Origin of the sequence: Rhizobium sp. Root274 (assembly GCF_001429245.1) — a bacterium.
In the GTDB taxonomy this organism is placed as follows: domain Bacteria; phylum Pseudomonadota; class Alphaproteobacteria; order Rhizobiales; family Rhizobiaceae; genus Allorhizobium.
Genome location: NZ_LMJE01000007.1, coordinates 617,510 through 630,198, shown reverse-complemented (window position 1 = coordinate 630,198; position 12,689 = coordinate 617,510). Strand labels below are relative to the sequence as shown.

Here is a 12,689-nt window from a genome sequence, read left to right as displayed (position 1 = left end):
CGGCACTTGCTAAAGTGCCCGAACCGGGCCAGGACGAGGTGCTCGACATGCGTTATGCCATCTGCTTCACGCCACCGCCCGGCGACCCGCTGACGCTTGCTGCCGCCGGCTGGCTGGGACGCAATGTCTATTCGGGCCATCAGGCCGAGCATCCTGGCCTAAAGGGGCTCGGCGTGCATGAAATCGCCTTTCACACGGCACTTCCCCGTCGGTTCGGTTTCCACGCCACCTTCAAGGCGCCGTTCCGGCTGAGCGAGGGGGCGAGCGAGGCGATCCTGCTCAGGGAATTGATGCATTTTGCCGGCACGATGGAGCCGGTGACGCTGTCCGGGCTTTCGGTGGGACGAATCGGCGAGGTCTACGGCCTCGTTCTCGACCGGCCCTGTTCTGCCGTCGACCATCTGGCTGCCTCCGTCGTGCAGGCCTTCGACGGTTATCGTGCGCCGCTTTCGGAGGCGGAAATCGAGCGGCGCAATCCGGACCGGCTGTCGGCGCCGCAATTCTCCAATCTCAGCCGCTGGGGCCATCCTTATGTGATGGACGAGTTCCGTTTCCACATGACGTTGACGGGGCCGCTTCTGGCGCGCGATTTTCCGCGAATCGAGCAGGCCTTGAAGGCGCATTTCGACCCTGTGCTGTCGGAGCCGGTCACCGTTGCCAATCTGGCGCTCTTCGTCGAGCCGGAGCAGGGGGCGCCATTCCAGGTGCATTCGCTGCATCCGCTGGGTCGCGTTTCCAGCCGCAAGATCGCCTGATCGCTTCGCGCCGCAGCAAAATCTGCATCGCGTCTCTCGACAGCCAGCGTCGTCGCCAATAGCCTCGTATCAAAACACGTGAGGTGAACCGATGACGACTGATCCCTATCCCCGCGACCTTGTTGGCTATGGCCGCGATATCCCCGATCCGAAATGGCCCGGCGATGCGCGGATCGCGGTGCAGTTCGTGGTGAATTACGAGGAGGGCGGGGAGAGCAATATTCTCGACGGCGATCCGGCTTCCGAGAACCTCCTGTCGGAAATCGTCGGCGCCCAGCCATGGCCCGGCCAGCGCAACCTGAACATGGAATCGATCTACGAATATGGCTCCCGCGCCGGCTTCTGGCGGCTCTGGCGGATGTTCACGGAGCGCAAGGTACCCGTCACAGTTTATGGCGTGACGCTTGCCATGGCGCGAAACCGGCAAGCCGTTGCCGCGATGAAAGAAGCGGACTGGGAGATCGCCAGCCACGGCTATCGCTGGCTCGAATACAAGGATTTCCCGGAAGACGTGGAGCGCGAGCATATCCGGGAGGCGGTGCGGCTGCACAAGGAACTGACCGGCTCCCACCCGCTCGGCATGTATCAGGGCAAGCCGTCCATGAACACCTTGCGCCTCGTGATGGAGGAGGGCGGTTTCCTATACTCCTCCGACAATTATTCCGACGACCTGCCGTTCTGGGTGCCGGATCTCGAGGGCAAACCCTTCCTGATCATCCCCTATACGCTCGAGACCAACGACATGCGTTTTGCCACGCCGCAGGGCTTCAACTCCGGCGACCAGTTCTTAACCTATCTCAAGGACGCCTTCGACGTGCTCTATGAGGAGGGGAAAAACGGCAGCCCGAAGATGATGTCCGTCGGCCTCCATTGCCGCCTCGTTGGCCGCCCGGGCAGGGCTGCTGCGCTGGCGCGGTTCATCGATTACGTGATGGGTCACGAGAAGGTCTGGGTGCCGAAACGGATCGAGATTGCCGAGCACTGGCACAAGCATCACAAGCCGGTTTGGTGAGGTGCGCTTCCGTCACGCGGCGCGCGCTGCCACCTTAATGTTGCGGGCAGGTCTTAAGGCGACATGCTTCAAATGCACGAGTGCTGCCCTGAACCGCCCGGACCAGGGACGCTGAAGCGGGACGGCCCAAAAGACGCTCAATGCAGTTACGAAGAACAGGAGGCGCGAGGACCTCTCGCGCCCTGATTTCGTCACGCCCGAATAGGGCGTGCAACTCAGCCATGGCAGCTGGTAGGTTTGCAGCACCGCATAAATGTCGTCCTCGTAGCGTTTGCCTTCGACAAAACCGTTCGCCGCCTTGTTGCCACCCACCGGTTCGGTGTGCCGGACGGCAACGGAATCGATAACGGCGAAGTCCCTCGGAGATTCGTAGACGAGGTTGCACCAGATCAGGTCAATTCCGCTCTCATAACCGCTGCGGTAGAGGGGAGCGATCGTCTCCAGGATATCGCGCCTGAAGATCGGACACATCATCTCGATGTAGTTCACATGACGCCATTTCCAGTAGCTCTGCTGCAGAAGGGCGGCAAAGGTGAAGTGGCTGTCCGGCGTCAGGGAAGGTTGTGCGATCTTGAAATTTTGCCCGGCTGAAATCTCAAACATTTTGTTGATCGACCGCGCATCCACCGACAGGTCTTCGTCGAGCAGCATGACGTAATCGTAGTTTTCCCAGATCGACCGCCGGTTTTCCAGGAACCAGGAGGTTCCGGAGACTTTCTTTCCCGGAATGTATTCGAAAGAGATCCCTTCGCCCTTTATCTCGGTAATGGATGGGTCATAGGAGCAGATGGCGACGTCGAATTCGCGCTCGCTTTGCGTGTCGAGCCACTGGTCGTGCAGGCTTTTCGGGCCGATGCGCGTGACCAGAAGAAACCTGCGTTTCACGTATGCAGCTCCAAAAGTGCTTGGTTTATATGTGCCATCTGCGCACACTTAGCGGAAGGGCACAAGGTTCGGTAGCTGAGCCAGATCGTCTTTAATTTGATGGGTTTTGTAATCCCGGCGCTCGCAAGTCCGCGGTGCGGGCTTGCCGGTGCGGTAAGGTCGCCTTGTTGTTGTCAGAGGACTGCAGGTCGGGCACCTTGCGGCCCGAGTCGTTTCCCGCGCCATCAGGAGCATGCCATGTCACCCCTCAACGCTTCCATTCCCGCTCCCGCCGATGCTGCTGCGCGCCGCGCGGTCAAACCCGTCGTCTGCTATCCGGTCGAGTCGCTCAAAGCCCCCGACATGCGCATTCTGGAGCGGGCGCGGGCGACGATGGAGAAGGCGGGCGAGGTGATTGTGCCGCCACGCGAGGGCAATACGTTCGAAGTTCCCAAGGGGCATTTCTTTCGCATCGTCAGCGTGGAGGGGCCGCAAGTCGGCGATCTCAATCTCTGGAATGCGAATGATCTTTCCGAGCGCTTCTTTTCCGGCAAGACGCGGGCGCTGCATGCAACCCATGTGACGACCGGCAACCGTCTCTGGAGCAATCTGCCGTCGCTCCGCCCGATGGCGACGATCAGCCATGACACGCTCGGCTGGTATGGCTTCGACGAGTTCGGCGGCGGGGTGCATGACGTGATCGGCACGCGCTGCGACCCCTATACCAACCGGCTGCTCTCAGGCGGCGACTATCACCATTGCTGTCATTCCAACCTCTGCCGGGCGCTTTCGCATCACACAGGCACCGACATCAAAGCGGCCGAGCCGCATGTGCATGACGTGTTGAACGTTTTTATGTGCACCGGTTTTACCCGCGACACGCAGCAGTATTTCATGAAGGCGAGCCCGGTTCGTCCGGGCGATTTCCTCGAGATGTTTGCCGAAATCGATCTGCTCGGCGCGCTCTCGGCCTGCCCGGGCGGCGATTGCAGCACCAGTCATTCGAGCGATGTCGCCAAGTGCTACCCGCTGAAGGTGGAGATTTACCGGCCAGATATGGAGCTTCTGGCCGATTGGCCGTTTCCAGAGCGGAATGGGTATCAGTTGCAGGTGTGAACCAATCGCGTCCGGAATTAGCCCTTGCGGAGCAACCCTTCGGCGCGCTGCCTCATGCCGCCGGCGATCAGTGCTGAAAGGGGCAGTGCCGTCGCGATCAGGAAGGTCCTCGTGAAAGCGGCCGCAATTGACGCCGGATCGGCCATGCCAATGTCGACATGGCCGAGATTGGCGGCAAACAGAGCCGACATCGCCGAGGCGCCCGTGATGAAGCCGAGGTTGCGCGACAGGCCAAGCAGTCCGGAGATCACACCACGCTGGTCTGTGGCAGCGCCTTCCATGGTAACCGTGTTGTTGGCCGCGAGGAAAATCTGGAAACCCGGTGTCAGTAGCACCAGGGCGAGGCAATAGCCCCAGAGGCCAATCCAGGCAGGCAGCGTGGCAAGGGCAACCAGCCCGAGGGCGATCTGCAAGAGGCCGACTGCAAGCATACGGCCTGCGCCGTACCGATCGGCCAGGCGGCCTGCGGGCAGGCCTGCCAGAGCTGAGGTCAGCGGTCCGACCGCCATAACCAGCCCGACCGTCGCATCATCCAGGCCAAGGCCGAGAGACAGGAAGTAGGGCCCGACCACCAGCGTCGACATCATGACCGTGGTTATGAGGAGATTCATGGTCACGGAGATGCCGATCCTGCTGTTGCGGAGGAGCGCAAGAGGTACGAGCGGGCTTGTCGTCTTCGTCTGGCGCCAGACGAACAGTGCGGTGAGCAGTGCCGTAATCGGCAGAAGCACCCAGGCCTTGGCTCCGTGACCAGCCGAGGTCATCGAGACAGCATAGGCCGACAAGGCGAGTGCGAGCAGCATGCTCCCCAGCCAGTCGATCGATCCACCTGTAGGTTTGCTCGCGCGGATCTGGCTTGCAAACGTGACAACAGCCAGTGTGAGCAGCATCAGTGCCAATAGGCCGACCGCGATGAAGCCGGCGGCCCAGCCGAAGTGGTTGATCGTCATGCCGCCAAGCGAGGGTCCAAGAGCGGTGCCGACGGCCGAGGTCGTGCCGAGAAGCCCCATGGCAGAGCCTGTCCTTTCCTTTGTCACGACACTGCGGATGATCGACATCGGCAGAGCCATCAGCACGGCGCCGCCGAGGCCCTGAAGAGTGCGGGCTGCCACGAGAAGGGACAGGCTCGGCGCGGCCGCACAGGCCAGCGAGGAGACCGAAAAGAGCGACAGCCCCAGGATCAGGACGCGTGCATGTCCGAACAGATCGCCGAGCCTGCCGACCGCGACGATGCTGGCGGTGACGGCGACGAGATAGGCGATGATGACCCATTGTACCGACTGCATGGGGGCGGCGAAGGCTCTTGCCAGCGCCGGCAGGGCGACGGTGACGAGGCTGATACCCAGCGATCCGACCAGCATGCTGCCGCCGAGGACAAAAATCTGCAGGTTTCGGGAGGTGGTTGACAGGTTTTCCATGACGTTTCTCGTTGTCTCCTTGGTGGTGGAAGGATAGCCTGCCACTTCAAGTCAACTTGAGGTCAAGGATGAAATTGCTCGATATCGGAGAGCTTGCAAAGAAGGCCGGCGTCTCGGCCTCCACCTTGCGTTATTACGAGGAGGTGGGGCTGATCCAGTCGGTCGCTAGACACGGGCTTCGCCGCCAGTTCGAGCCCCGCGCACTCATGCAGCTGTCGCTGATCACGCTCGGCAAGACGGCAGGTTTCTCACTTGAGGAAATGCGGGGCATGTTTGCACCCGACGGCATGCCGGAGCTGTCGCGGATGACCTTGCACGGCAAGGCGGAAGAACTGGATGCGCAGATCCGCAAGCTGACAACACTGCGCAATGCTTTGCGACACGTGGCGGAATGCAAGGCGCAGTCGCACATGGATTGTCCGAAGTTCCAGCGCCTGCTGCGGGTTGCCTCGACCGGTCGCAGGCAGAAATCGAAAGTAGGAGCGGTGCCGGAGGGAGCCGGCACCGCCTTTTCGTGTGACACCGTCACATCTTTTCCCCGCGGCGGGGGCTGACAGATCTCAGTCCTTGGCGAGGCTCGCGATGTCGATGACGAAGCGGTAGCGCACGTCGCTCTTGATGACGCGCTCATAGGCTTCGTTGACATCCTGGATGTCGATGATCTCGATCTCCGGGGTGATGTTGTGCTTGCCGCAGAAATCGAGCATTTCCTGCGTCTCCTGGATCGAACCGATCATCGAGCCGGCGAGCGAGCGGCGGCCGCCGATCAGCGAGAAGGCATGCACCGGCACCGGGTTTTCCGGAACGCCAAGCAGCACCATGGTGCCATCGACTTTGAGCAGGTTCAGATAGGCGTTCCAGTCGATCTCGGCGCTGACGGTGCAGAGGATCAGGTCGAAGGAGCCGGCGAGTTTCTTGAAAGTCTCGGCATCGGAGGTGGCGTAATATTCCTTGGCGCCGAAGGCGAGGCCGTCTTCCTTTTTCGACAGGCTCTGGCTGAGCACGGTCACTTCCGCGCCCATGGCCGCGCCGATCTTGACGCCCATGTGGCCGAGGCCGCCCATGCCAATCACGGCGACCTTCTTGCCGGGGCCGGCCTTCCAGTGGCTGAGCGGCGAGTAGAGCGTGATGCCGGCGCAGAGCAGGGGTGCTGCCTTGTCGAGCGGAATGTTGTCCGGGATGGAGAGAACATAATCTTCCTGCACGACGATGGAGTCGGCGTAACCGCCCTGCGTCGGCGTCACACCGTCGGCTTCGACGGAGTTATAGGTGCCGACGAGGCCTGGCATATACTGTTCGCGGTAGAGATCGCGTTCGCAATGCAGGCAGGAATTGACGAAGCAGCCAACGCCGACGCGGTCGCCGACCTTGTATCTGGAGACCTTGGAGCCGACCGATGTGACGATGCCGGCGATCTCGTGGCCGGGGACCATGGGGAAGGTCGAATTGCCCCATTCGTTGCGGGCCTGGTGGATGTCGGAATGGCAGATGCCGGAGAACTTGATGTCGATCACCACGTCGTCGGCATTCGGTTCGCGACGCTCGAAGGTGAAGGGAGCCAATGGCTTGGAGGCATCGGTTGCAGCATAGCCTTTGGCTATCGGCATGAAATATCCTTTCGAGATATGATGGGAAGCTCTTTCTAGATAGGTCGAAACGGCGGTCAGACAAGCGCGGTATCGTCGTCAGCTGCGTTGAAAGTGCCTGTCGCATGCGGAAACTCGACAAGCACTGGGGGCTCGGCTAATCCTTGTCGTCAACTGCTTCGCGCATTGCGGCGGCAGATCCTCATGCCGCGGCAGTCTTTGCCTTGGCCTCACATGATACTGGATAGATGGCATGGACAGAGCGGACTTCGTTCAACGTTTCGGCGGGGTGTTCGAACATTCGCCCTTCATCGCCGAGCGCGCCTACGATGCCGGCATGATCGAAGAGCCGCTGACGGCGCTCGATGTGCATGATGGCATGGCAATGATCTTCCGCACGGCAAGCGTGGAGGAGCGGCTCGGTGTGCTCAGGGCGCATCCGGACCTCGCGGGCAAGCTGGCAATTGCCGGCGGCCTCACCGAGGATAGCAAGCGCGAGCAGGCCGGCGCCGGGCTCGATCGTCTTTCTGCCGAGGAGCATGCCCGCTTTACCGAACTCAACACTGAGTATGTCGAGAAATTCGGCTTCCCCTTCATCATCGCGGTCAAGGGGCTGACGAAGGACGACATTCTCTCTGCCTTCGAGACGCGGATCGCCAATAGTCGCGATCAGGAATTCGACACTGCCTGCCAGCAGGTGGAAAAAATCGCCAGGCTTCGTCTCGAAAGCCTGCTTCCGGAGACACACTGACATGCTTGAGACTTCGACCGTCGTCCTGCCGGACTTCGCCGCCGGTGCCGTCAACCTCGCCTCCGCGCGCCTCGGCGCCGTCGGCGTCTATTCGACCGACGAGTTCTTCGCGCCGGTATCGCGGATGCTGAATGACGAGCCGGCAAGTTTCGATCCTGACCTCTACGACGACAACGGCAAATACATGGACGGCTGGGAAAGCCGCCGCAAGCGGGTGCCGGGGCATGACTTTGCCGTCATCCGGCTCGCCATGCCGGGTCGCATCTTTGGCTTCGACGTAGATACGCGCTTCTTCACCGGCAACTATCCGCCGCATGGCTCGATCGAGGCGGCTTTCGTCGAGAGCGGCGATCCGACAGAGGCGACGGTCTGGACCGAACTGGTCGCGAAGTCGCCGCTCGGGGCCTCGGCGCAGCATTTCTTTGCCAATGCCGATCCGTCCAAGGTCTGGACGCATCTGCGCCTGCACATCTATCCCGATGGCGGCGTGGCGCGCCTGCGCGTCTATGGCGCTGCGCATTTCGACTGGTCGAAGGTCGGGGCCTCGGAAGAGATTGACCTTGCCTATATCTTCCATGGGGCGAAGTCGCTTGCCTGGTCGGATGCCCATTATGGTCATCCCGATAAGATCCTGTCGCCCGGACGCGGCATCAACATGGGCGATGGCTGGGAGACCAAGCGTCGGCGTGGTCCCGGCCATGACTGGGCGATCATCCGGCTGGGTCATGCAGGCGTCATCAACCGCATCCTGATCGACACCCATTTCTACAAGGGCAATTACCCCGACACCTGCGAACTGCTCGGCGCCTATCTGCCGGACGCGGGCGACACGTTCAGCGAGGCGGAGATTGCTGCCTCCGAACAATGGCAGCCGATCCTGACACGGCAGAAGATGCAGATGGATGCGGAGCATTATTACGAAGGCGAGCAGATCCAGAAGATCGGACTGGTGACGCATGTGCGCATCGGCGTGCATCCAGATGGCGGTGTGATGCGCCTGCGCCTCTTCGGCACCAAAGCCTGAGCCGCTTGTTTGACGCAATTCCAGACGCAAAACCGGTTTCCAGTTTTGCTGGAATTGCTCTGAAAACGAAAAGAGCGGGCATTGGCCCGCTCGTCGCATGCTTGACGCCGTCCGCAATGCGGGCGGCTTCATTATGTGCCTAGACGGCGCTTACTGTTTCGGCACCCGTTCGGCTTCGCGGATCGCTTCTTCGTGATACCAGCTGGCCGAACCGCTTTCGTAGATCACCGGCTTGGGGGCCTGACGCTCGCGCATTGCGTTGAGCCGCGCTGCATCGCGCACCGGGAATTCGTAGATCTTCGCCGATTCCCGAACCATGTTCGTTGTCATGCTACTACCTCGCGTTTCACCGAGTGTTTTCTCGATGCTCCATGTCTAACACAGATAAAAACCAAACGCACATGAAAAGTGCAAAATGCCTAAAATATGGGCACATAAGGCGCAGAAAAAGTGATGAATTTAAAATCATCACAGTGCATTTCTGGTCTTTTCAGTCCCGGGAAACAGCTGGCGGTGCCCGAAAGTTCCGTCATTATGTCGCAGCCCATTTAAGAAATTGCTTTTATTGCCGCGTTTTTCGGTCCTGAACTTTAGAAAATTCAGCAGGGCCGCAATCGCGCGGGCAAACTGGCACGCTTCCTGCATTTTAACTCGCGACTCCCGGGCAAGCCGGAGAATCACCCCTCTGTTGCGCTCATGAATGGCGCGAGACTGAAGAGAGAGCACCATGACCAAGTTTAAGCTCGAGTATATCTGGCTCGATGGCTACAAGCCGGTAGCGAACCTGCGTGGCAAGACGCAGATCAAGGAATTCGACAGCTTCCCGACCCTGGAACAGCTGCCGCTCTGGGGCTTTGACGGCTCCTCGACGATGCAGGCCGAAGGCCACTCGTCGGATTGCGTGCTGAAGCCGGTCGCCATCTATCCTGATCCGGCTCGCACGAACGGCGCTCTCGTCATGTGCGAAGTCATGATGCCCGATGGCGTCACCCCGCATCCGTCGAACAGCCGCGCCACCATCCTCGACGACGAAGGCGCCTGGTTCGGTTTCGAACAGGAATACTTCTTCTACGAAAACGGCCGTCCGCTCGGCTTCCCGGAACAGGGCTATCCGGCTCCGCAGGGCCCGTACTACACCGGCGTCGGCTACAAGAATGTCGGCTCGGTTGCTCGTGAGATCGTCGAAGAGCATCTCGACCTCTGCCTCGAAGCCGGCATCAACCATGAAGGCATCAATGCCGAAGTGGCCAAGGGCCAGTGGGAATTCCAGGTCTTCGGCAAGGGCTCCAAGAAGGCCGCTGACCAGATCTGGATCGCGCGCTACCTGCTGCTCCGCCTTTGCGAAAAGTATGGCATCGACGTCGAATTCCATTGCAAGCCGCTCGGCGACACCGACTGGAACGGTTCGGGCATGCACTGCAACTTCTCGACCACCTTCATGCGCGAAGTGGGCGGCAAGGAATACTTCGAAGCCCTCATGGCAGCTTTCGCCAAGAACTGGCAGGAGCACATCGACGTTTACGGTCCGGACAACCATCTCCGTCTGACCGGCAAGCACGAAACCGCTCCGTGGAACAAGTTCTCCTACGGCGTTGCTGACCGTGGCGCCTCGATCCGCGTTCCGCATTCCTTCGTCAACAACGGCTACAAGGGTTACCTGGAAGATCGCCGCCCGAACTCCCAGGGCTGCCCCTACCAGATCGCCTCCGTCGTCCTGAAGACGATCGCCGAAGTGCCGACGGCCGACTACGCCAAGTCTGCTGCCTGATTTCAGGCAAAGGCTTAACAATTGCAGCGCTGGTGGAAACGCCGGCGCTGTTTTCGTTTTTGGTGTGGATACAGTTATCTTTTGTTTGTGTGGGCTCTGGCTTATATTGAGGTCAAGGAGACCATCATGCGACCTTCAGATGTGCTTGAACGAAAGAGATCTGCAATCCGCGAGGCGACGCAGCGTCACAACGCCACGAATCCGCGCGTCTTCGGTTCGGTTGCCCGAGGAGAAGACCGGTCAGATAGTGATCTCGATATTCTGGTCGATGCGCTTCCAGGTTCCTCGCTGATGACCCTTGGTGGTCTGCAGTCAGCTCTTGAGGAGCTTGCAGAAGGAGTGCCGGTGCATCTGGTAACAACCAGCGAGATCCCGCAGAAGCATCGGAGACGTATCCTGGCCGAAGCCCTGCCCATATGAAACGCGAACATCGCATCCGGTCCCTTCTTGAACGGATCCGAAGCGCATCTCTCGATGCTCACGAGCTATTAGGTGCTTCGGATCTGAGCGAGTTTCGGACAAATCTTCTCGTTCAACGCGGTGTCGGGATGAGCCTTTTGATGGCCAGCGAGAGTGTGGTCCAGCTCGAGGCGTTCTCGCCAGACTTCGTTGCAGAGCATCCGGAAATCGATTGGGTGACAATCCGTGGCATGCGTAACCGGATGGTCCACGGGTATTTCGACATCAATCTCGATTATTTGTACCAAACAGCGAAACACGAAGCGCTTGATTTGGTCCGGATCGTCGACTCCCTAATTCATATCTATCCCGAGGGAGAATGACCCCTTTGGCCGCCAATCTCACCATCCGTCCCCTGACGGCCCAAGCCTTTGCGCCTTTCGGCGAGGTCATCGAGGCCGATCCCTCGACCATGCGCTTGATCAATGGCGGCACGACCGAGCGCTTCCATGCGCTGTTTTCGCCCGAGGCAACGGGCGAGGGTGCCCGGGTGATCGTCAATATCTTCCGCGGGCAGCCGCGCGCCTTCCCATACGAGATCGCCATGATGGAGCGCCATCCTTTCGGCAGCCAGAGCTTTTCGCCGCTGTCGGGACGGCCGTTTCTGGTGGCGGTATCGCCTGATGAAGGCGGGAAGCCGGGTTTGCCGCAGGTGTTTCTGGCTTCCCCGCATCAGGGCGTGAACTATCGCCGCAACACCTGGCACCATCCCTTGATGGCAATCGGTGCGGTCAGCGATTTTCTGGTTGTTGATCGCGACGGACCCGGCAACAATCTCGAAGAGTTCTTCTTCGACACCCCCTTCACGATTCGGGAGCCCCAGATATGACCGGCCTCACCACCCATGTTCTCGATACCGGCCTTGGCAGGCCGGCCCAGGGCCTGCGAATCCAGCTGATGCGGATGAATGGCGAAGAGGCCGAACTGATCAAGACCGTTTTCACAAATGACGACGGGCGTGTCGATGGCGGGCCGATGCTTGCGGGCGACGAGTTTCAGGTTGGGCAATACCAGCTGCTGTTCCATGCCGGCGATTATCTGAAGGGTACAGGCGCGCCGCTGACCGAGCCCGCCTTCCTCGACGTCATCCCGATCCGCTTCGGTATCTCCGATACGACGGCGCATTATCATGTGCCGCTACTTCTATCGCCGTACGGCTATTCGACATATCGGGGCAGCTAATGCGTTTTGCCGCGATCGCCGATATCCATGGCAATGCACTGGCGCTGGAAGCCGTGCTCGCCGACATCGCGTCGCAGGGCATCGCCACCCCTGAAATCGTCAATCTTGGTGACTGTCTGTCGGGCCCGCTCGAAGCCGGGCGCACGGCGGACATCCTGTTGCCGCTGAATCTGCTGACCGTTTGCGGCAATCACGATCGTTACCTGATCGAACACGCCGCCGGCGATATGCATGAATGGGAGGCGGATGCTTATGCGCAGCTGTCGCCCGCGCATCTGGACTGGCTCAAGTCTCTGCCATCTGTCGCCGTGTTCCGCGATGTCGCCTATCTCTGTCATGCCACTCCCCAGAATGACAACACCTACTGGCTGGAGCAGGTCTCCAGCCAAGGCCATGTACATCTGCGCGATCGGGCGGTGATCGAGGAATGGGCGGCCGGCATAACCCATCTGCTGATCCTCTGCGGTCACACGCATATTCCGCGGGCCGTCCAGCTGTCGGATGGGCGACTGATCGTCAATCCGGGCAGCGTCGGCGGGCCGGGTTATACCGACGACGCGCCGCATCCGCACAAGGTGGAGGCGGGGCTGCCGCATGCGAGCTATGCGATCCTCGACAACGCGTCCGGTGATTGGGCCGTCACCTTCCGGCTTGTGCCTTATGACAATATGGCGATGAGCCGGCTTGCCGCCGCGCGCAAGCGGCCGGAATGGGCGAGGGCTTTGGCCTCCGGCTTCGTCGACGTCTAACTCCG

The 12,689-nt window shown here is 60.4% G+C and carries 17 protein-coding genes; 12 read left to right on the top strand and 5 right to left on the bottom strand.

What is annotated here, in order from left to right:
* The first annotated feature begins 47 nt into the window (after positions 1-47).
* Both ASE36_RS12000 and puuE read left to right on the top strand, forming a co-directional pair.
* Positions 48-755 carry a DUF1045 domain-containing protein gene (locus ASE36_RS12000; RefSeq protein WP_062281281.1) on the top strand — a complete coding sequence of 236 codons (708 nt, stop codon included), beginning with the start codon at positions 48-50 and terminating at the stop codon, positions 753-755.
* 91 nt (positions 756-846) lie between these two features.
* Positions 847-1,767 carry an allantoinase PuuE gene (gene puuE / locus ASE36_RS11995; protein WP_062279597.1) on the top strand — a complete coding sequence of 307 codons (921 nt, stop codon included), beginning with the start codon at positions 847-849 and terminating at the stop codon, positions 1,765-1,767.
* Between the two features lie 12 nt (positions 1,768-1,779).
* Here the strand turns inward: puuE and ASE36_RS11990 are convergent, their stop codons facing one another.
* The gene (locus ASE36_RS11990; RefSeq protein ID WP_062279595.1) at positions 1,780-2,652 is read right to left on the bottom strand and encodes a DUF707 domain-containing protein; all 873 of its coding nucleotides are present in this window, start codon (positions 2,650-2,652) and stop codon (positions 1,780-1,782) included.
* Positions 2,653-2,889: 237 nt separating this feature from the next.
* On the opposite strand from ASE36_RS11990, the gene ASE36_RS11985 reads away from it, so the two are divergent.
* Positions 2,890-3,747, top strand: coding sequence for an urea carboxylase-associated family protein (locus ASE36_RS11985; RefSeq protein ID WP_062279593.1), 858 nt, complete (start codon positions 2,890-2,892; stop codon positions 3,745-3,747).
* A 17-nt stretch (positions 3,748-3,764) separates the two neighbouring features.
* Here the strand turns inward: ASE36_RS11985 and ASE36_RS11980 are convergent, their stop codons facing one another.
* The gene (locus ASE36_RS11980; RefSeq protein WP_062279590.1) at positions 3,765-5,165 is read right to left on the bottom strand and encodes an MFS transporter; all 1,401 of its coding nucleotides are present in this window, start codon (positions 5,163-5,165) and stop codon (positions 3,765-3,767) included.
* Between the two features lie 68 nt (positions 5,166-5,233).
* Between ASE36_RS11980 and ASE36_RS11975 the strand changes: the two genes are divergently transcribed.
* Positions 5,234-5,719, top strand: a complete 486-nt coding sequence (locus ASE36_RS11975) for a helix-turn-helix domain-containing protein (RefSeq protein ID WP_082511031.1) — start codon at positions 5,234-5,236, stop codon at positions 5,717-5,719.
* Positions 5,720-5,725: 6 nt separating this feature from the next.
* Here the strand turns inward: ASE36_RS11975 and ASE36_RS11970 are convergent, their stop codons facing one another.
* Positions 5,726-6,772: an NAD(P)-dependent alcohol dehydrogenase gene (locus ASE36_RS11970; RefSeq protein ID WP_062279587.1), complete on the bottom strand. Its 1,047-nt coding sequence runs from the start codon at positions 6,770-6,772 to the stop codon at positions 5,726-5,728.
* Between the two features lie 232 nt (positions 6,773-7,004).
* Between ASE36_RS11970 and uraD the strand changes: the two genes are divergently transcribed.
* Both uraD and alc read left to right on the top strand, forming a co-directional pair.
* Positions 7,005-7,502, top strand: a complete 498-nt coding sequence (gene uraD, locus ASE36_RS11965; protein ID WP_062279586.1) for a 2-oxo-4-hydroxy-4-carboxy-5-ureidoimidazoline decarboxylase — start codon at positions 7,005-7,007, stop codon at positions 7,500-7,502.
* A 1-nt stretch (position 7,503) separates the two neighbouring features.
* Positions 7,504-8,526, top strand: a complete 1,023-nt coding sequence (gene alc, locus ASE36_RS11960) for an allantoicase (RefSeq protein ID WP_062279584.1) — start codon at positions 7,504-7,506, stop codon at positions 8,524-8,526.
* A 150-nt stretch (positions 8,527-8,676) separates the two neighbouring features.
* Here the strand turns inward: alc and ASE36_RS11955 are convergent, their stop codons facing one another.
* The gene (locus ASE36_RS11955; protein WP_062279582.1) at positions 8,677-8,856 is read right to left on the bottom strand and encodes a DUF2735 domain-containing protein; all 180 of its coding nucleotides are present in this window, start codon (positions 8,854-8,856) and stop codon (positions 8,677-8,679) included.
* A gap of 138 nt (positions 8,857-8,994) precedes the next feature.
* On the bottom strand, positions 8,995-9,261 hold the full coding sequence (locus ASE36_RS11950) for a hypothetical protein (RefSeq protein WP_156378637.1): 267 nt from the start codon (positions 9,259-9,261) through the stop codon (positions 8,995-8,997).
* Here ASE36_RS11950 and ASE36_RS11945 point away from each other — a divergent pair.
* The 6 genes from ASE36_RS11945 to ASE36_RS11920 all read left to right on the top strand — a co-directional run bounded on the left by ASE36_RS11945 (position 9,254) and on the right by ASE36_RS11920 (position 12,684).
* On the top strand, positions 9,254-10,294 hold the full coding sequence (locus ASE36_RS11945; protein ID WP_062279579.1) for a glutamine synthetase beta-grasp domain-containing protein: 1,041 nt from the start codon (positions 9,254-9,256) through the stop codon (positions 10,292-10,294). The genes ASE36_RS11950 and ASE36_RS11945 overlap by 8 nt on opposite strands.
* A gap of 126 nt (positions 10,295-10,420) precedes the next feature.
* Entirely contained in the window at positions 10,421-10,714 is a 294-nt protein-coding gene (locus ASE36_RS11940; RefSeq protein WP_062281278.1) for a nucleotidyltransferase family protein, read from the top strand.
* The gene (locus ASE36_RS22210) at positions 10,711-11,076 is read left to right on the top strand and encodes a DUF86 domain-containing protein (protein ID WP_062279577.1); all 366 of its coding nucleotides are present in this window, start codon (positions 10,711-10,713) and stop codon (positions 11,074-11,076) included. The genes ASE36_RS11940 and ASE36_RS22210 overlap by 4 nt, the downstream gene beginning before the upstream one ends.
* On the top strand, positions 11,073-11,582 hold the full coding sequence (locus tag ASE36_RS11930) for an ureidoglycolate lyase (RefSeq protein ID WP_062279575.1): 510 nt from the start codon (positions 11,073-11,075) through the stop codon (positions 11,580-11,582). Before ASE36_RS22210 ends, ASE36_RS11930 begins: the two co-directional genes overlap by 4 nt.
* Positions 11,579-11,935 carry a hydroxyisourate hydrolase gene (gene uraH / locus ASE36_RS11925; protein WP_062279573.1) on the top strand — a complete coding sequence of 119 codons (357 nt, stop codon included), beginning with the start codon at positions 11,579-11,581 and terminating at the stop codon, positions 11,933-11,935. The genes ASE36_RS11930 and uraH overlap by 4 nt, the downstream gene beginning before the upstream one ends.
* The gene (locus ASE36_RS11920; protein ID WP_062279571.1) at positions 11,935-12,684 is read left to right on the top strand and encodes a metallophosphoesterase family protein; all 750 of its coding nucleotides are present in this window, start codon (positions 11,935-11,937) and stop codon (positions 12,682-12,684) included. The genes uraH and ASE36_RS11920 overlap by 1 nt, the downstream gene beginning before the upstream one ends.
* Positions 12,685-12,689 lie beyond the last annotated feature (5 nt).